This is a genomic window from Rhodopila globiformis, assembly GCF_002937115.1.
GTDB lineage: Bacteria > Pseudomonadota > Alphaproteobacteria > Acetobacterales > Acetobacteraceae > Rhodopila > Rhodopila globiformis.
The window spans coordinates 63,456-82,307 of record NZ_NHRY01000250.1; the positions used below are offsets into that span (position 1 = coordinate 63,456).

Here is an 18,852-nt window from a genome sequence, read left to right on the forward strand (position 1 = left end):
CCTCGGCGCCGCGGAGACACATCGATGCGTTCCAGATCCACGACACCCGTGCGATGAGCAGCCCTCCGGCCGACGCTGCCGTCGGCGTCCCCGCCTTCGGCGCTGCGGATCTGACCGATTGCGACCGGGAGCCGATCCACATCCCGGCCGCCATCCAGCCGCATGGCGCGCTGCTGACGCTCGATCCGCAAACATTTTCGATCGTCCAGGCCGGCGGCGACACGGCGCGGATCCTGGGCACGCCGCCCGGCGCCCTGCCGGGGCAGCCAATGGCGGCTTGGTTCCCGCCGGACTGCGTCGCCCGGCTGCGCTGCCTGCTGGCCATCGAGGGGCCGACGCCGCGCCCGGTGCACGCCTTCACCATGGCGGCCCGGCGGCATGGCCAGGTGACCGAGGCCGTGGTGCACCGCTCCGGCGGCCTGCTCGTGCTGGAACTGGAACCGCTGCGCGAGCCCGGTCCCGATGACGCGCTGGGCCAGGTGCAGGCGATGCTGCTGCGCGTGCAGCAGGCCGCCACGCCGCAGGCGTTCTGCCAGAGGCTGGCCGACGAGGTGCGGCGCATCTCCGGCTTCGATCGCGTGATGGTGTATCGCTTCCTGCCCGACGACACCGGCGCCGTCATCGCCGAGGCACGCCATGCCGAGGCGGAAAGCTTTCTCGGCCTGCATTATCCGGCGTCCGACATTCCGCGGCAGGCGCGGGCGCTGTACCTCAGCAACTGGATCAGGCTGATCCCCGACACGCACTACGTCCCTGCCCCGGTCCTGCCGGCCGTCAACCCGCGCGACGGCCGCCCGCTCGACCTGAGCTTCAGCGTGCTGCGCAGCGTCTCGCCGGTTCACCTGGAATATCTGCACAACATGGGCGTCGCGGCATCGATGTCGCTGTCGCTGGTGCTGGGCGGCCGGTTGTGGGGCCTGATCGCCTGCCACCACCGCACCCCGCGCTTCCTGCCGCACCGCCTGCGCATGGCCTGCGAGTTGTTCGCCCAGGTGGCGTCCTGGCGGCTGGAAACGCTGGTCGCCGGCGAGGATTTCGAGGCGCAACTGCACAGCAAGCGCGTGCACGAGGCGCTGATCCAGACCATCAGCCGGGAAGCCGACCTGGCCGAGGGGCTGACGCGGCAGCGACCGAACCTGCTGGACTACATCCCGGCGGATGGGGTCGGATTGTGGCTCGACGGCCACTTTACCCCGCTCGGCCGCACGCCGGGTGCAGAGCAGGTGGCCGCGCTGGTCACCTGGCTCAACCAGACGGCCGACGATGGCGTGTTCCATACCGATCGGCTGCCCCTGGCCTATCCGCCCGCGGCCGCGTTCGCCGACGTCGCCAGCGGCCTGATCGCGCTGTCGGTGTCGAAGACGCCGCGCGACTACGTGCTGTGGTTCCGCCCGGAGGTGATCCGCACCGTCACCTGGGGCGGCAACCCGAACAAACCGCTGCAAGCCGGGCCGGACGGCGAGCGCCTGACCCCGCGCAGGAGCTTCGCCGCCTGGCGCGAGTCCGTCACGCTGCATGCCGACCCCTGGCGCAGCGCCGACGTCGAGGCGGCCAGGACGCTGCGGACCTCGCTGCTGGAAGTGGTGCTGCAACGCATCGACCAGGTGGCGCGGGAACGCGAGATCGCCCATGTGAAGCAGGAAAAACTGACGGTCGAGCTGGACCGGCGGCTCGACCAGTGGCAGGCGCTTGCCTCCAGGCTGAAGGAAGAGGCCGAGCGCCGCGCCGTGCTGGAAACCGAGCTGTCGCAGGCGCTGCGCTCCACCGTGGAGGAGCAGGAGGCCGAGCGTCACCGCATCGCCCGCGAACTGCACGACACGCTGGGCCAGACGCTGACTCTGCTGAAGCTCGGCCTCGATGGGCTGGGACGCGCGCTGCCGGCGGCCGAGGCGGTGCAGAGCCAGTTGGCGGCGCTGAAGGGGCTGACCAACAGCATCGGCTCGGAGGTGAACCGGCTGGCATGGGAAGTGCGGCCGACGGCGCTGGACGACCTGGGGCTGGAAACCGCCATGCGCCAACTGACCGAGACCTGGGCCGAGCGGTCGAACCTGCGCTTCGCCCTGCACCTGGCGCTGAACGGGCGGCGGCTGGACCGGAAGGTGGAAACCGCACTCTACCGCGTGCTGCAGGAAGCCCTGGTGAACGTCATCCGCCACGCCAACGCGACGCGCGTCGGCGTGCTGCTGGAAGCGAACGAGACGGAGGTCCGCATGATCGTCGAGGATGATGGCTGTGGCTTCGCCCCCGATCCCGCGCCGGGCGACGCGCCGGCGAAGCGGCTGGGGCTGCTGGGAATCCGGGAGCGGCTGTCGCTGGTCTCCGGCACGCTGGAGATCGAGTCCACGCCCGGCCACGGCTGCACCCTGTTCGTGAGCGTGCCGCTATGACCAGGCTGCGCGTCTTCCTGGCCGACGACCATCCGGTGGTGCTGGCCGGCATCAAGGCGCTGCTGCAGGCCGATCCCGACCTGGAGATCGTCGGCGCGGCGCGCGACGGACAGACGGCGCTGCGGATGGCGAGGGACCTGAAGCCCGATGTCGTGGTGCTGGACCTGTCGATGCCGGCGATGAACGGCATCGACCTGGCGCGCCACCTGCGCACGGAATGCCCGGCCTGCAAGGTGCTGGCGCTGACGGTGCACGAGGACCGCTCCTACGTCCGCAAGCTGCTGGAAGTCGGCGCCGTCGGCTACGTGCTGAAGCGATCGGCGTCGGAGGACCTGCTGCGCGCCATCCACGCGGTTGCCGCGGGCGGCCTGTACCTGGACCCTGCGATTGCCGGGCAGGCGATCGTCGGCGCGGCCGATGGGCCGCACGACGTCGCGCCGGGCGGCGTCGAGCTGAGCGACCGCGAGGTCGAGGTGCTGCGGCTGACGGCCGTTGGGCACAGCAACAAGGCGATCGCCGGCATCCTGGGGATCGGCGTCAAGAGCGTCGAGACCTACAAGGCGCGGGCGATGGAGAAGCTGGGCTTCGGCAACCGGGTGGAGCTGGTGGGGTATGCGCTGACCCAGGGCTGGCTGGCGAAGGGATAGCGCAAATTCGTTGCCGTCCCCCGGGTCCGCCCACAGGCGCCACGATAGATGAAAACGGCAGCGGCCGTTCTCTCATCGTCATGGCCGGGCGTGTCCCGGCCATCTGCGCACGAGCGGCGGGGGGTGCATGGCCGGGACACGCCCGGCCATGACGATAGAGCGACGACCGGCGCCGGCGAAACCGCATTTTCATAGCAGGACAGCGCACATCGCGCGGCTTCGTCGCGGATTCGCGTTCCGTGTCATGCGGAACGATACCGGCGCTCGCCCCGCCTCCCGCTGGTCACGTCCGGCAGGCCGGGACGGCTCTATGCAGGCATCCGGATTCTGGATACACGGTTCGCCGCGCGGGACTGGCTGATTGGGGCCGGGCCCCGGCGCACACCGGGAGGCCGCTTCTGCCAACCGTCCCGCCTGAGAAATAATCGGAACTAAAATGGTGCACCATGCGATACAATAGCTGCCGGATGCCGTCATGACCCGTTCGGCTTGGCTTGGCATGGCGGGCATCGTGGTGACGGTCATCGGCTTTGCGAAAACCATCGAGCCGGTGATCGAGGTTGGCGTTGCGCTCGTCATCATGGCGCTGATCACCGAGCCGAAGCCCAAGGCATGATCCGGCGCGGCCGTCCTGCTTTGCGGCCACGCCGCCGTTGGCGAATGCAAAGGGCTCGCGGCTGACCCGCCGTTGATGGGAATGGCGATCGCGGCGACATCAGCGGGACAAAGGCCGGCATCGCCGGCGTGTGAGGCGTCGCCGCTGCGGGAGCCGGCAGGCTCCGCGTGACCTTGGCCATGGTTCCTGCCTGGCCTCGGCTAAAGCGGCGCCTTCCGGGCAGTGATGGTGGACAGGAAGCCTCGGCAGGCTAGACTGTCGCCGCTTGGCTGTTCTTTGCATCACTGATTCACTATCGGAATTAACGTGCCATGGCAGTGCCCTGGCGGCTGATCCCTGCCGATGCCTCCCGCCACCCCGGCGCGTTGGGCGCAGGGCGTGCCGGATCCGGATGCAACGTCCTTCGGGGCCATGAGGCGAGTCGGTTCGTGATCCAGGCTTTCATGCGCCGGGTCATCCGGCGCGGGCACGCGCGCGCTTCGACAGGCAACCACCCGGGGCCGGCGTGACCAGGGCCGGCGTGACCAGGGCCGGCGTGACCAGGGAAGGTGGCCAGCCCGACGCGGTCGCCTTCCTGCTGGCCTGCGCCATGGCATTCCTGGCCGGCGCAACCGACGTCTGCGGCCTGTTCAGGCTGCGTGACCTGTTCGTTTCCTTCATGAGTGGCAACACCACGATGCTTGCCCTCGCTCTCGGGCAAGGCCATCTGGGGCGCGCCATGATGATTGCCGGGCTGATCGGCTTGTTCATGGCAGGTGCCTTCGTGGGTACCGTCATTGCGGTGATGGCGGGACGCCGGCACCTCGGCGTCGTGACCCTTGTGGTCGCGGTCATGCTGGCGGCAGCGGCCTTCCGGCCCGTGACGACGGCCGGTGTCCTTGCGGTTGCGATGGGAATCCTGAACGCCGCCATGCACCGTGCGGGAGCAGTCGGCGTCAGCCTGACCTATGTCACGGGCGTCCTGGTCAAGTTCGCGCAGGGCCTCGGGCACGTGGCTTGTGGCCGGCCCCCGGATCCGTTCTGGTACCTGCAAGGCGTGCTCTGGCTTGCCCTGCTCGCCGGAGCGGCCGCCGCGACGCTTGCGCTGCTGGCCCGGCCGATTGGCAACGTTCTGCTCGCCCTCTCGTTGCTGGCATTGCTTTTGGCGCTTGTCGCGGCATTTCGACCCGAGCGTCCGGAATAGGATGACATGAAAGAACCCGTCACCCGGGCCGCGGCGGCCGGACACGGACATGAGTGTGGAGGCACAATGATGCGCGCGCGGTTACCGGCCTGCGCCCTTGCCCTGCTGCTGGCCATGGCCCATGCCTCGGCCGCCGAGGTTTGCCGCTTTGCCGGAACGACCGACCAGAATGGCCAGGTTGCGGTCACAACCGACGTAACCGCAACGAACGGCACCACCCGCGTGGACGTAGCCGTCAGGTTCGAATCGACAACCATGATCTGGTTCCACGTTCATTATCTGGTTGAGGAAATCAGCACCTGGCGCGCCGGCGAGCTGGCCGCCGTGGCGGTGAACACACGCTACCTGGTCGGCAGCCGCATCATCAGGCAGCAATGGGATGTGTTCCGGCGCGACAACGATGCCATGCTGGCACAGCGCGTTCAGGCGAAGACCCTGGCCGACTTCCGTCGCCGGCATCCCGGCTTCGTTCGGCATTGGGACCCCGCAACGTTCGGCCAGCCCTGGCTTGACGACTATCGGGCCGCATCCCCCGACCGCCGCGCCGATCTCGACCTTTCGGGCGCGCCGGCGTCGCCGAAATTGCGGTCCCCGCTGGCTCTGGCCTTCTACTGGGTCAGGTGGCTGCCGCCGGGCGGCCAGGACGTGGCTGTGTTCCTGCCTGGCTTCAAGGGCAAGCGATTGGTGGACCTGCCGATCACGGCGGCCGCCTGGGCCGGCGGCACCCTGTGGAAGGTGCCGGTGCGGTATCCGGCGCTGAGCGAGCGACCGGTGTCCACCGCCTCGGCCTGGACCTCCCGCGACAGGCGTCTGTTGCAGCTTGCGTTTGATCTGCACGAGCCACGCGGGTCGGCTCGCGGGCTGATCAGGCAGGAGGGGTGCGACGGTCCCCCGGTGGTGCCGGCCAAGGCGACCCTGCGCCGGTGATCGCCGCGCCGCAATTTCCGGTGCGCCTGCCGGAAGACCGCGCCGCGTCCTGCTGATGCGCGGCACAATGTTATAACACGTATGGACCATCCGTAATAGGATACCACCATGCCCGATCCTGTTGCGGTCCTTTGCGTGCTTGTGCTCCTCGGCGCCGCCAACGGGTCGCCGATTCTCGCCAAGAAACTGCTGCGCGACCGGTTCGCTGCCCCGCTGGATGGCGGAACGATCCTGTGGGACGGCCGGCCCCTGTTCGGCGCGTCGAAGACCATCCGCGGATTCCTGGTTTCCATCGTCGTGACCGCGCTTGTCGCCGTCCTGCTGGGTTACGATTGGAGCCTGGGCGCGCTGTTCGGCGCGGCCTCCCTCGCCGGGGACCTGCTGTCGAGCTTCCTGAAGCGCCGCCTTGGCCTGTGGCTGCACGACCAGGCATCCGGGCTCGACCAGATACCGGAGGCGCTGGTGCCGACGCTGCTGCTACGGAACGAACTCGGCCTGTCCGCCGGCGGGATTGCCGTGACGGTCGTCGCCTTTGTCATCCTGGCGCTGGTGCTGTCGCGGCTGTTGTTCGCCCTGCGCATCCGCGACCGGCCGTACTGATCGCCTCCGGCCTGGTCCACCCGGGCAAGCCGGGACCAGGCCCCGGGGGCGCGGCTAAGCCGGACGCCGCAGCCGGTGCAGCGTGACCTCGGGTGGGCAGTTGAGCCGCACGTCGACGATGCTGGCCCCGGCGCCCGCGGAGGTATAGCCGGCCAGCCCATGATAACGCCACGCACCACGCGCGAAACCACGTGGGATATCGGCGTCGGTCAGCACCGGAACGCCCCCGGGCAGGCAGATCTGCCCGCCATGCGTGTGGCCGCACAGCATCAGGTCGAACATCGCATGAGCGGCGTGCCGGTAAACCTCGGGGGTGTGCGACAGCAGGATCGAAACCGCGTTGCCCGGAATAGCGTGCGCGGCCCGATGGAAGTCCTGCAACTGGTAGGAATGCGCGTCATCGATGCCGGAGAGGTAGATCGCCTCGTCCCCGCGGTCGAGCCGCACCCATTCGTTCAGCAGCATCTGGTAGCCCATGGCCTCCATGACGGGGACCATGCGGATGCTGTCGTGGTTGCCGAGCACGCCGTACACCGGTCCTGCGAGGTAAGGCCGAAGGCGTCCGAGCTCGGACAGCGCCTGGTCAACCGGCCCGACCGTGCGTGCCCGGTAATCGCCGGTCAGGACGCAAAGATCATATTGCAGTGATTGGATGCGCTGCTGCACGGCCGCGGTGATGGCGCCGTTGATGTCGAGGTGCAGGTCGGAGATATGCAGAATGGTGTATCCATCGAAGGCCAGCGGCAGCCCGGCAAGCGGCACTTCGTTCTCGCGCAGTTCGATCGCCAGCGCGTTGCGTTGCCCGCGCCGGTGCAGGCCAACCGCCCGCAGGCTGCCGCGGATCAAGCCACGGAACGAGTCCCAGTTGTCGAGGGGAAAGCGGTGCGTGCCGCGCCGGTGGACCCGCGCTTCGTAGTCCCGCTCCAGGCCCAGTCGCTGCCGCACGTGCAGGTGACCGAGACGGGTTTCCAGAGCGGCCAGCGTGGCCTCTTCGTCAGGGGGCGGATTCCATGGCTTCATGATGACAGCTTATACAGCAACCGGACGTTCTGGCTCGTGAAAGGAGTCTCAAATTGCCCGGATCATGCGTCGGCGCCCGGCGGTGGCGGCGGCGGTGGCGGCCCTGACAGGGGCGGCACCCCGGACGTGACCAAACAGGAACGGCCGCGCCCCGGGCCGGCTGGCCTGGCGGGGGTTGGGACTGCAGCGTTTCGTTGCTTATCAGTAGTGGTGGCCGGCGTGGCCTTTGCTTCATCCGCCAAGCCACGGGATGGACGCTCGGTGCTTCCGGACGAGTGGGCCGGCACGGTTGACACGGCCGGCACGCGGTTGGAGCATCGGGCCAACCATGAAGGAGACTGGTTCGATGCCTCTCCTGTCCCCATGCCCGGATGACGCGCGGCGCGCGATGACCCTTATCGCGGCGGTCGTCCCTTGCGGGCTTACCCATCGAAAACAAGCGAAAGGCTGATCATGCACAAGCGCGTCACGTACCCCGGCGACATAGAGCCTCTGGTCCGGTTCGTGGAGGAAACGCCGCGCAACGAAATCATCGACCGGACCCTGGAGAAGCTGCGCGCGGGTGTTCCGATCCGGACGATGCTGACGGCCTCGGCCCTGGCTGTCACCCGCTCGGCCGATCTGCCGCCCGGCCATCATGGCGGCCCGCTGCATCCGGTCGCCGGGCTTTACGCCGTTTCCAGGCTGGTCGAGCGGCTGGAGGGGGACGCGCGCTTCCTTCCGGTTATGCAACACGTGGCGCTGGCCAACAAGCACATCAACGACCCGGTCACCGGTCCCTATCAGTTGCTGGAATTCGAGCCGCTGGACGCCGCCCATGCGTCCGTCAGCCGGCTGGCGGACATGGCCGCCGATGGCGGCGGCGACATCGTGACCGAGGCGGGGATCGAGGCCACGAAGCAGGCTTTCCTGAACGCCGTCGAGCGCGGCGAGAGCAACAAAGCGGATCATCTGTTTCTTTGGTTATGGGACAACGTGCCGGCGATGGAGGCGTTCGACCTGCTGATGAGCGTGGCGATCCCGAAGAACGCGCTGGACGACCACTACTTCATCTATCCGGCGGCGCTGTGGCGCTACCTGGAAACCTACGACAGGCAGCACCTGAAGGTCCTGATGCGGCCCGCCGTCCGCTACGTCGCGCGCTTCCCGACCTTCCGCGCCGTGCCGGAGATCGACGCGCTGATCGAGCAGCACGGCCTGCTGAACCGCATCCTGCGCCAGCGCTCCGGCCCCGACGAAACTGAAACAATCGGCCGGATCGGCCAGGCGATCAGTGCGGTCGAGAAATACACAGAGATCCCCAGGCTGCTGACCCAGGCGTTAGCCGACGGCCTGTCTCTGGAAGGCGCCGGGGAAGCCTTGTCCATCGGCGCGGCCGGCCTGTTCCTGCGCTCGCAGACCGGCAATCCGATGGACGTGCACCTGCACACCAGCGCCAACCTGCGGCGCTGGCTGCTGAAACTTGACGGCTTCAGCACCCGGAACAAGCTGCTGACCCTGCTGCACTGGCAGACGGGGCCGGAGATCAAGTCGACCCAGTATCGGATGGAGCCGTGGCCGCAGCCGGACATGGCGGCGGTCGCCGCCCTGCCGCATCGGTCGCAGAACGAATTGCTGGACGCGATCGTGCACAGCATTCACACGCAGCCGCCGACGGATTGGTCCAAGGTCTCCAACCTGGGCAAGATGATCGCGGTGCCGGAGGTGAAGGACAGCGTCAACCTGGCGCAGCAATACGTGACCCTGGGCTATAACCCGGACGCGCTGATCGCCCGCCTGGCCGAGATCGTCTGCCACGACAGCTTCACCGAAATGCACGCCTTCAAGCATCATCAGTCGATCGTGGAGGAGTTCCGGAACACGCGCGAACCGTGGCGCTGGATGCACCTGGTTTGCGGCGTGCAGGCGGCAGCGATCTCGTTCGGCAAGAACATGGAGGTCTATGAAGGCGCGCTTGACCTGATGCACGCCGCCTGAACCGGCGGCGCCGCGGCGCGAGGGGTTGCGGACGGTCCGTGACCAGCGCCGTGGCTGCCGTCTTCCTGAAAGATCTTGCCGCCACGGCTTTCATCCGTGTCACGGAACCGGCGTTCGCCGGAGGGAATCAGCGCGCCCTGCGCCTGTCGCGAAACCGCTGGATCAGCGTATTGGTTGAACCGTCGTGGTGAAGTGCCGGCTGAGCCGATGCGGTCAGTTCCGGAATGATCCGCTGCGCCAGGACCTTGCCGAGTTCAACGCCCCACTGGTCGAACGAATCGATTCCCCAGATTGTGCCTTGAGTGAACACGCTGTGCTCGTACAGCGCGACCAGCGCCCCGAGGGTGAACGGGGTCAGTTCGTCTGCCAGGATCACGTTGCTCGGACGGTTTCCCTCGGTCACCCGGAACGGTGTCTGGAACGGCGGTGAGCCTTCGGCTGCCAGTTCCTGCGCGGTTTTGCCGAAGGCCAGCGCCTCGGCCTGCGCGAACAGGTTGGCCATCAGCAGGTCGTGCTGGTGCGCGACCGGGCTGAGCGGACGGCAGAAACCGATGAAGTCGCATGGCACCAGCTTCGTTCCCTGATGCAGCAACTGGTAGAACGAATGCTGCCCGTCGGTGCCCGGCTCGCCCCAGATGATCGGCCCGGTCTGCACGTCCACGCTGTGGCCTTGCAGATCGACATGCTTGCCGTTGCTCTCCATCTGCAACTGCTGCAGGTAGGCCGGAAACCGCCGCATGTTGGAGGAATAGGGCAGCACGGCGATGGTCTCCGCGCCGAAGAAATCATTGTACCAGACGGTCAGCAGGCCCAGCAGAAGCGGCAGGTTGCGTTCCGGCGGCGCAGTGAGGAAATGTTCGTCCATCGCTCGAAAACCCGCCAGCATGTCCCGGAACCCATCGCGACCGATGGCGATCATCGTCGAGAGGCCGATGGCGCTGTCCATTGAGTACCGCCCGCCGACCCAGTCCCAGAAGCCGAACATGTTGTCCGTGTCGATACCGAATTTTCCTACCGCCTCGGTGTTCGTTGATAGGGCGACAAAGTGCCTGGCGACGGCGGCGTCGGAGCCAAGCGCATGGACCAGCCATTGCCGCGCGGTCGCGGCGTTGGTCATGGTTTCCAAAGTCGTGAAGGTCTTGGAGGCAACCACGAACAGCGTCTCGCCCGGGTCCAGGTCGTGCGTCGCCTCGGTGAAGTCGGCGCCGTCGACGTTGGAGACGAAACGGAAGGTCATCGAGCGGTCGCTGAATGGGCGCAGCGCCAGATAGGCCATTTCCGGCCCGAGATAGGAACCGCCGATGCCGATATTGACGACGTTGCGGATACGCTTGCCCGTATGACCGAGCCATGCGCCACCGCGGACGCGATCGGCAAACGCGGCCATGGCCTGGAGCACCTGATGCACATCGGGAACGACATCGTGGCCGTCGACCAGAATCCGCGCGCCCAGGGGCGCGCGCAGTGCCACATGCAGAACCGCGCGCCCCTCGGTGAGATTGATCTTCTCGCCGCGGAACATTGCGTCGCGGCGCTGCGCCACGCCTCGCTCCTGCGCGAGCTGCAGCAACAGCCGCAGGGTTTCATCGGTGATGCGGTTCTTGGAGTAGTCCAGGTAGATCCCGCCGGTTTCCGCCGTCAGGCGCTCGCCGCGGCCGGGGTCGTCGGCGAAAAGCTGTCGCAGATGCACGTCCTTGATCTGCTGGTAATGCGTGGCCAGGGCTTTCCACGCCGCCACGTCGTTTGCCCGCTGCGAGTCCGCCATCGTGATCTCCGTATGGTTGTGTCGGCACCTTGCTGTCTTTCCCGATCGCGCCGAGCCGGTCCTCCCAGGAAGCGACGAAGCCGGTTCGCGCAATTGCCGCCATCGCGCGACGGTGGCCGGGCGACCGTGCCACGCCCGGTGAGCGCGGGCAAGGTTTCGTCCGGGATGGCATCGATCGTATTGGGCACGTTCGCGAAAATTGGCTTCCGGAGGGCCGGTCCTGCCGCAACCCGCCTGGCGGCTGATCTCCTCGTCATCGGCCGAGCCGTGTGTGATAGAGGGAAAGGGAAGCACGAACTCGCCCGTTTTGTTACTTGGCCGGCGCGTGCGGCCGGCAGCCATACGGTTCGAGGATTGCGATCGGTCGCGATCGGCCGGATAAACAGGTGTAGGCTCGGTCGTGAAGAGGTCGTGAAGGGGGAAAGACAATGACTTCTCAGCCCGGCAATGCCTGGGCCAAGCCAGGATCGCAACGGTATCCGAACGGGTACACGGTCGGCAGATGGCCTGGATCTGCGGCGCCGGCCGGTCTGCTGCCCAGCGGCACCAGGGGCAAGGCGCGGTTGGCCGGGCGCTCTCTCTGTTTCGTGCTCGTCCTCGCATTCCTGTTGATCAGCCCGATGGCGGCCTGGGCCAGGAGCGAGGAACCCGCCGTGGGCAAGACCATCGGGCACTTTCTGACGCCGGCCATGCTGCAGTCCTTTTTTCCCGGTGCCGATCGCGTCGGAGGCACCGAGGGCACACCGCCGGCTGCCGCGGTCTACAAAGCAGATCGTCTGATAGGATACATTTTCTCGACATGGGACGTGACGCGATCCCGAGGATTTGCGGACCGTCCGTTGGTGCTGCTGGTCGGGCTCGATCTCACGGGCCGGATCACTGGCGCGAAGCTCGTCCAACACAATGAGGCGATTGGCATTCTCGGCCTGCGCGACGAGGACTTTCGTCACTTCCCCGAGCAGTTCGCCGGCTTCAATGTCAACGGCGGCACCGTCGTCGTGCAGCAGCCGGCCTTGATGTCATCCGGTCGGGGCGATGCTTCGCGACAGCAGGCACAGCAACAGGCCCAAGTCGATGCGATCGCGCATGCGACCACGAGCTCGGTCATGATGAGCGATGCGATCATTCGCGGTGCCCGCATCGTGGCGCGCAGCCGTGGCATCGCGGGTGCTGCCAGCAGCCAGCGGCGCGTTGACATCGATCGATTCGAGCCCGCTGACTGGCGCAGGCTGGAAGCCTCCGGAGCCATCGCTCATCTTCGTCTTGCTTATAGCGATGTGCTTGGGAAGCTGCGTGAGCACGGTGCCATCCGGATCGCCGGTGTCGACCGCGATGCCAGCGCCGGCGATTCATTTCTTGATCTTTACATCGCGCTGCTTACGCCTGCCGCCATCGGCATCAACGTCCTGGGCAGGATGCGGTACGATCTTTATTCGTACTCGGCGGAACGTGGCATCAGGAACCAGCTTCTGCTTGTCGCCGCGAACGGCCGCTTCTCGGTTCTGAGCCGGAACGGGGACCATGCCGACCTGGCCCCGATCCAACTCGTGCAGGGCGCGAGGACCATTCGCCTGTCGGCCGGGCAGATCAAAACCCAGCCGTTCCTGCAGGCCGACAATGCGCCGCCGCTGACCGAGCAGGCCGTGGCCTTCATCCCCGGCGATGCCGGGCTTGATCCCGCTGCCTCCTGGCAGATCCAGTTGCTGGTTCCGGGTGTAACGGCCGACGGCAGAACGGTCTTCGCGGAGTTTACCCTGCCGTACCGGTTGCCGGAAAGCTACCTGCTGAAATCGACAACAGAATCTGCTGCCATCGGCGATAATGCGGATGACAACGCGCGCATGGCATGGACGGCGATCTGGCGGGCACGCTACGGCGAAATTGCCATCCTTGGCGTCGCCCTGGCAACACTCGCGACGATCCTGTTCCTCCAGGCTCCTATCAGCCGCAGGCCAAGGCTGCACCGCTGGATCCGGATCGTGTTCCTGAGTTGGACCCTGATCTGGCTTGGATGGTATGCAGGCGCTCAGCTGACTGTCGTCCTGGCCATCACCTGGATTCATTCGTTGGTAACGGACTTTCGCTGGGACTACCTGCTTGCGGATCCGTTGATCGCGATTCTTTTGGGATTTACCCTCATCAGCATGGTCTTTTGGGGACGCGCCGCCTTCTGCGGCTGGCTCTGTCCCTTCGGCGCGCTTCAGGAGCTGACGAACAGGATCGCCCGCCGCCTTCGCATCCCGCAGTTGCGAATTCCAGCGGCGCTGCACGGCCGTCTGGTGCTGCCGAAATACGGCCTGTTCGTTGCGCTTCTGGGAGTTTCGTTCGTCTCATGGGACCTGGCCATGGCGGGGACCGAGGTCGAGCCGTTCAAGGCCGCGATCATCCTTCATTTCATGACCCGTTGGTCGTTGGTTGTTTATGCAGCGGCGCTGATCTCGGCGAGCCTGTTCGTCGAGCGCTTCTACTGCCGGTTCGCCTGCCCGCTGGGTGCCGGGCTCGCGATTCTTGGAAGGGTGCGTGTCTTCAACACGCTGAAACGCCACCCCGAGTGCGGCAGCCGATGCCATTTCTGCGAAACTATCTGCCCAACGGGTGCTATCAGGCACAGTGGACACATCGACATGAATGAATGTTTCTTTTGCCTGGACTGCCAGGTTGCCTATTACGACGATCACGTCTGTCCGCCGATGGTGTGGCGCCGGAAACTATCGGAGCAGCCGCCGGCCGCCCGGCTGCGGGGTGTCCGCCCCGGGACAACAAGCCGATGACGCCCGGCAGGCTGGGGCGCCGGCGGGCCATTACCATCCTGGGGACATTTGCGGGCATACCGTTGCTGGCGACTGATCGCCGCGCAACCGATCCGGCGGTGTTGTATCAATGGACGGGTACAGCGTTGGGTTCGCCTGCGCGTGTGCTGCTCTATCATCCGATGCGGATGCAAGTACAGCGTGTCGTGGCGCTCTGCACAGCCGAAATCGAGCGGCTGGAGCGGATCTTCGCGTTGTACCGCCCTGACAGCGAGATTGCGCGTGTGAACCTGGATGGCCGCATCGCACAGCCCTCTGATGATCTGCTCCTGGTTCTGTCGCTGTGCGAACGTTTGTCCGCGCTAAGCGACGGGGCATTCGACGTAACGGTGCAGCCGCTTTGGGACCTGTATGCCCGGCATTTTTTTGGCGCCGAGACACCGCCGCGGGAAGGACCGAGCCCACGTGCCATTGCGGTGGCACGCTCGTTGGTGAACTGGAAGGAGATTGCGTTCAGCGGCCGGCAGGTCGCGTTAGGGCGCCCCGGCATGGGTCTTACCCTCAATGGCGTTGCCCAGGGTTACCTGACTGACCGGGTCGTCGATATTCTGCGTAACAACGGTTTTGACCGGTTGCTCTGCGATTTTGGAAAGAGCGAGATCGCGGTGATCGGCCGCCGCGCCGACAACCGGCCGTGGCGAGTCGGCCTCGCCGATCCGCGGCAACCGGAAAAGTTCGCTTCCGTGCTGGACTTGCTGCAGGGGGCGCTTTGCACATCCGGCGGCTACGGCACGAAATTCGAAGCGAGCGGCAAATATCACCATCTCTTCGACACCGCTACCGGCACCAGCGCCAGTCATTACATTGCCACATCGGTATTGGCGCCGAGCGCAATGGTGGCCGATGCGTTGTCGACCGCGCTCTATGTCGCGCCGCCCTGTCGCAGCCGGGACATGCTTGCCAACTATCCCGGTGCGAAGGCCCTGATGACGCTTCCCGACGGGGCAGTCCAGCATCTTCCCGGATGAATGGTCTGATATTGCGCGTATTGGCTCGTCTGGATCGCTTCGCGTGGCCAAGTGCGGGCCTGGCGTTCAGGCGTGCGGCACGCTCCGAGCCATGGGCCGTCGGCGTGTTCAAACCAGGAATGACGCAACCGTCAGCCAAGCGCTGAAGACGACAATGACGGCCATGTAACGACGAAACCAGGCGGGAAGATTCATCGCGCGATAGAAGGCGGCCAGCGTATGCGGCGGCGTCGCCATCACCGCAAGTCCCTTGATCAGTGTCAGCCAACCCAACAGCGTCACCACCACAGGCAGAATACCGCCTGACCAGACATTGTGGCCAACGACCATGGCGCTGCCGCCGGCCGTGGTAGAGATACCGGTCAACAGAATCAACCCGGGGTTCTCCATCATGGAACTGATCGCGGCCAAGGACTCATTTGGCCTGGCCAGCAGGACACTACTCATCAGAAGACAGAAAAGGCCAAGGAACCTTCCCAGAAATATCGTTGCTGGTGACATAGCCCTTTGTCCTCCGCCCAAATGTGCCTGGTGGGGCGCGTGGCTCTGGTCGAGGCGACACCCCGTCACGGGCTCCAGTCTCGCAGCCTGATCCGGCCGGGCTGGTGCCAATGTTCCGCTATGTTAATGCCAATTCAGGGCAGCTTCCTCTCCTGCTCCGGTCAGACCTGTCCCGCATTTCCCGCAGGAGTAACGGGTTCAGCCTCGGCGTGCCGAAAGCTGACGCTGACGGACAGCCGCCCGTGGTGAGGCCTGGGGGCCAGGAGACGAAGCCCTGCCCACGACGTTGATGTTCCTTATGGTCCGGTGAAATGCGAGGCTTCAGGGCACCAGAGCGAACTTCATAGCCTGAAGCGAAGACACCAGTTCGTTGTCGTTCTATGTTTGCTGCGCCGGGAATGGCCTCCCGGTGCCCCGATTGGAAGGTGGACATGTCAGGACGCCCGAATAGAATCGACTTCCCGGTAAGCCAGATCCGGCGATACCTGGAACCTGGCCCGATCGTGCTGGTTTCGTCGCGTTGCCAAGGCAGGACGAACATCATGACAATGGCCTGGCACACGGTCATGGAATTCGCCCCGTCCCTTGTCGGCTGCGTCATTGCCTCCGGCAATCACAGCTTTCAGATGATCCGGGACAGCCGGGAATGTGTCATCAATCTGCCGACAACGAGCCTGACGGACCAAGTCATTGGGATCGGCAATACGTCAGGTGCGAAGATTGACAAGTTCGCGCACTTCGGTCTGACTGCGGAAGATGCTGAACAGGTCGCGGCACCTTTGATCAGCGAATGCCATGCCAGCTTCGAGTGCCGCTTGTACGACGACAGCGTGGTCGAGCGCTACAACTTCTTCATATGGGAAGTCGTGAGGGCGCATGTTGCCGCCTCGCCGAGGCATCCGGAGACGCTGCACTACACCGGCGATGGCGTTTTCATGATTTCGGGGAAGATCATCAGCCGTCGGTCACAGTTCCAGCCGGAGATGCTTTGACGGACAAATCTCCCGAGGCAACTGCCGAGCAATCCGCCATTCTCGGCGAACATCACTCGCAATCGCAAGGTCGTTGCAGAAGGAAACGCCTCGCGAACGCCCGGCGACAGATAGTGATTCACGGCGGGCTGCGCAAACGGCAATCATAATGCATCCATTTGCGCAATCATAGTCTCTCTGTTCGCATGCACAGCTATCAGCCGGTTCCGCTGCTTTATGTCGTTGCGGATACGGATAGTCGTTTGGATCCGAACCGATTCTCTCGGCCTTGAAACTCTCCACCGCGGCCCGGACACTCTATCGTTCACGATGGAGTTTTCGTCGGTCAACACGCCCTGGTTCAACTGGACGCCCAACAAGGTTGGCAAGCGCGTGTACTTCGGCGCCTCGCGCCTCAGCCAGCGGGCTTGGGTCGGGTTTCGTTTTGTCAAGACGACGCCGCCCACCGCGGCACGCGCGCGCTGGATGACCACTATCTCCCGAAATTCGGCTGCGCCGGGCAACTGACGGACGAACCAGCGCCACCCGTCAGTCAGATCGTTGGTGCTGGCTTGTTCCCAATTCCCTGGCCGCACGCGGCCATTTTGATTCACAATCATCATCTTTCAGTGGGAGGTGTTCACAAGCCCCTACCACCATGCGTTGTAGGCCGCGATCGGCATCGTCGCCGTGATCTGTCCGCACCAACTTATGAAGCGCATGGATATTTGGCCCGGCTACGCAACATTCGCGGGGCGTTGGTGATAGCGCGGGTTATATCTACGTAACTTATGAACCGACCGGTTTTACGATTGTTAAAGCGTGGTCAATGACAGCGGCAGCAGCGCAGGGTCATTGTATCTGAACGGCCGGCCATGTCGGCTTATCATTTGACAATTATCTGGCCTTTGGCCGAGAGCGTCGGGAGGGGCAAGTGTCTCAGCTTTTTCAGCCTCGAGCCGATGCACTGTTTCGCTTCCTGCTATGGGTGGCATTTCTCGGTGCCTTCCTCGCCGTTGCCGTGGCCGAAGCACTCTCGCATTCGCCGTATTTGACGGGGCGCAGCATTGTTGAGGCGCAGCCTACGGAGTTCAGCCATCAGCACCACGCCGGCGAACTTGGAATCGATTGCCGCTATTGCCATACGTCGGTGGAGAGCGCGGCAACCGCAGGCATGCCGCCCACCCATACCTGCATGACTTGCCACTCGCAGATCTGGACGAACGCCCGCATGCTGGCACCGGTCAGGGAAAGCTTGGCCAACAATGTGCCGCTCCGCTGGAAGCGTGTCGGACGTCTGCCTGCGTACGTCTATTTCGATCATTCGGTGCACGTCGACAATGGCGTCGGGTGCTCCAGTTGCCATGGTGACATGACACGCATGCAAATGACATATCAGCCCCACGCTTTCTCGATGGATTTCTGTCTCTCCTGCCATCAGGCCCCGCAGAACTTCCTGCGCCCCAGAGACAAAGTCATGGATATGCAATGGCAGCCGCCCTCAGATCAGGACAAGATCGGACGCAGGCTGCTCGCGCAGTACCACATCAACGTCAGCGGCCTGTTGTCGGATTGTTCCACATGCCATCGATAAAGGGCAGAGCCTTCGAAATCGCCGCGCTACGTCGCCTGCTGACGGGTTCGGGCAGCCGTTTGTCCTGGCAAGCGCTGGAAAATGTCGCGGAGTCGGCTGAATTCCACGCCTTCGTGCAAAGCAGCCATCCCTCACTTACGCCAATGCTTGCCGGTCCCGGACGGCGGCGGGTGTTGCAAGTCATGGCTGCATCTCTCGCGTTGGGCGGACTAACCGGTTGCGATCAGCGCGGCGAGAGCAGCTTCAGCGAGATCATTCCGTACGTCAACCAGCCAACCAGCCTGACGCCATCGGTGCCGCTCTCTTATGCATCGGCAACACTGCTCGACGGCTTCGCGAATGGCGCACTCGTGACGACCATCGACGGCCGGCCGATAAAAATCGAAGGCAACGCTGAACATCCCTGGACCCGAGGCGCGACCGATCTCTTCATGCAGGCATGGGTGCTGGGACTCTACGATCCGGACCGCTCGCAGACCGTGCGACACTTAAGCCGTCCTGCGGATTGGGATACGTTCCGGACTGTCATGCTCAGCCGTTTCACCGGTCTGCGTGCGGTGCGAGGACAGGGGTTGCATCTGCTGACCGGCCCTGTCAGTTCGCCCGCCATCCTGGCGCAGATTGTCCGGATGCGGAACGCATTTCCGGAAATGCACTGGCACGTACACGCGCCGGTAGGGCGGGATTCCGTGTATGCCGGGGCGCAGCAGGCGTTCGGCAAGCCGGTAAATATCCCCCGGCAGAGCCGGGGGCTTTATGGTGTTGGCCGCTCAAAGCGGCCGGGCGGGTCGCTGACGCGGCCCGTTGAGTGTGAGCCGCTCAAAGCGGCAAGCGGGACCGCTAACGCGGTCCCGGGTTCAGTTGGCCACTAAAGTGGCCGGTTCAG

Annotated in this window: 16 protein-coding genes; 13 read left to right on the top strand and 3 right to left on the bottom strand. The window is 65.1% G+C overall.

Annotated elements, in window-relative coordinates:
* The first annotated feature begins 53 nt into the window (after window positions 1–53).
* The 6 genes from CCS01_RS25920 to CCS01_RS25940 all read left to right on the top strand — a co-directional run bounded on the left by CCS01_RS25920 (window position 54) and on the right by CCS01_RS25940 (window position 6,360).
* On the top strand, window positions 54–2,387 hold the full coding sequence (locus tag CCS01_RS25920) for a GAF domain-containing protein (RefSeq protein ID WP_104521662.1): 2,334 nt from the start codon (window positions 54–56) through the stop codon (window positions 2,385–2,387).
* Window positions 2,384–3,034, top strand: a complete 651-nt coding sequence (locus tag CCS01_RS25925; RefSeq protein WP_104521663.1) for a response regulator — start codon at window positions 2,384–2,386, stop codon at window positions 3,032–3,034. Before CCS01_RS25920 ends, CCS01_RS25925 begins: the two co-directional genes overlap by 4 nt.
* 475 nt (window positions 3,035–3,509) lie before the next feature.
* Window positions 3,510–3,650: a hypothetical protein gene (locus CCS01_RS33965; protein WP_158258602.1), complete on the top strand. Its 141-nt coding sequence runs from the start codon at window positions 3,510–3,512 to the stop codon at window positions 3,648–3,650.
* Window positions 3,651–4,239: 589 nt separating this feature from the next.
* Window positions 4,240–4,833, top strand: a complete 594-nt coding sequence (locus tag CCS01_RS25930; protein ID WP_146101963.1) for a YoaK family protein — start codon at window positions 4,240–4,242, stop codon at window positions 4,831–4,833.
* Window positions 4,834–4,899: 66 nt separating this feature from the next.
* Window positions 4,900–5,760 (top strand): hypothetical protein, encoded by an 861-nt coding sequence (locus tag CCS01_RS25935; protein ID WP_104521665.1) that lies wholly within the window; start codon window positions 4,900–4,902, stop codon window positions 5,758–5,760.
* 108 nt (window positions 5,761–5,868) lie between these two features.
* On the top strand, window positions 5,869–6,360 hold the full coding sequence (locus CCS01_RS25940; RefSeq protein ID WP_104521666.1) for a cytidylyltransferase family protein: 492 nt from the start codon (window positions 5,869–5,871) through the stop codon (window positions 6,358–6,360).
* Window positions 6,361–6,414: 54 nt separating this feature from the next.
* Here the strand turns inward: CCS01_RS25940 and CCS01_RS25945 are convergent, their stop codons facing one another.
* The gene (locus CCS01_RS25945) at window positions 6,415–7,380 is read right to left on the bottom strand and encodes a metallophosphoesterase (RefSeq protein ID WP_104521667.1); all 966 of its coding nucleotides are present in this window, start codon (window positions 7,378–7,380) and stop codon (window positions 6,415–6,417) included.
* Window positions 7,381–7,833: 453 nt separating this feature from the next.
* Between CCS01_RS25945 and CCS01_RS25950 the strand changes: the two genes are divergently transcribed.
* The gene (locus CCS01_RS25950; RefSeq protein ID WP_104521668.1) at window positions 7,834–9,357 is read left to right on the top strand and encodes a hypothetical protein; all 1,524 of its coding nucleotides are present in this window, start codon (window positions 7,834–7,836) and stop codon (window positions 9,355–9,357) included.
* Between the two features lie 127 nt (window positions 9,358–9,484).
* On the opposite strand, the gene pgi is transcribed toward CCS01_RS25950, so the two are convergent.
* Window positions 9,485–11,122 carry a glucose-6-phosphate isomerase gene (gene pgi / locus CCS01_RS25955; RefSeq protein WP_104521669.1) on the bottom strand — a complete coding sequence of 546 codons (1,638 nt, stop codon included), beginning with the start codon at window positions 11,120–11,122 and terminating at the stop codon, window positions 9,485–9,487.
* A 428-nt stretch (window positions 11,123–11,550) separates the two neighbouring features.
* Between pgi and CCS01_RS25960 the strand changes: the two genes are divergently transcribed.
* Window positions 11,551–13,893, top strand: coding sequence for a 4Fe-4S binding protein (locus CCS01_RS25960; protein ID WP_104521670.1), 2,343 nt, complete (start codon window positions 11,551–11,553; stop codon window positions 13,891–13,893).
* Window positions 13,890–14,900 (top strand): FAD:protein FMN transferase, encoded by a 1,011-nt coding sequence (locus CCS01_RS25965; protein WP_158258603.1) that lies wholly within the window; start codon window positions 13,890–13,892, stop codon window positions 14,898–14,900. Before CCS01_RS25960 ends, CCS01_RS25965 begins: the two co-directional genes overlap by 4 nt.
* 108 nt (window positions 14,901–15,008) lie before the next feature.
* Here the strand turns inward: CCS01_RS25965 and CCS01_RS25970 are convergent, their stop codons facing one another.
* On the bottom strand, window positions 15,009–15,401 hold the full coding sequence (locus CCS01_RS25970; protein ID WP_146101964.1) for a hypothetical protein: 393 nt from the start codon (window positions 15,399–15,401) through the stop codon (window positions 15,009–15,011).
* A gap of 431 nt (window positions 15,402–15,832) precedes the next feature.
* Here CCS01_RS25970 and CCS01_RS25975 point away from each other — a divergent pair, with 431 nt between their 5' ends.
* The 4 genes from CCS01_RS25975 (at window position 15,833) to CCS01_RS25990 (ending at window position 18,838) form a co-directional block, all read left to right on the top strand.
* On the top strand, window positions 15,833–16,393 hold the full coding sequence (locus CCS01_RS25975; protein WP_104521673.1) for a flavin reductase family protein: 561 nt from the start codon (window positions 15,833–15,835) through the stop codon (window positions 16,391–16,393).
* A 309-nt stretch (window positions 16,394–16,702) separates the two neighbouring features.
* A complete protein-coding gene (locus CCS01_RS33200; protein ID WP_146101965.1) occupies window positions 16,703–16,900 on the top strand; it encodes a hypothetical protein in 198 nt (65 codons plus the stop codon).
* Between the two features lie 406 nt (window positions 16,901–17,306).
* A complete protein-coding gene (locus tag CCS01_RS25985; RefSeq protein ID WP_104521675.1) occupies window positions 17,307–17,966 on the top strand; it encodes a cytochrome c3 family protein in 660 nt (219 codons plus the stop codon).
* Window positions 17,954–18,838 carry a molybdopterin-binding domain-containing protein gene (locus CCS01_RS25990; protein WP_146101966.1) on the top strand — a complete coding sequence of 295 codons (885 nt, stop codon included), beginning with the start codon at window positions 17,954–17,956 and terminating at the stop codon, window positions 18,836–18,838. Before CCS01_RS25985 ends, CCS01_RS25990 begins: the two co-directional genes overlap by 13 nt.
* Window positions 18,839–18,852: the final 14 nt, after the last annotated feature.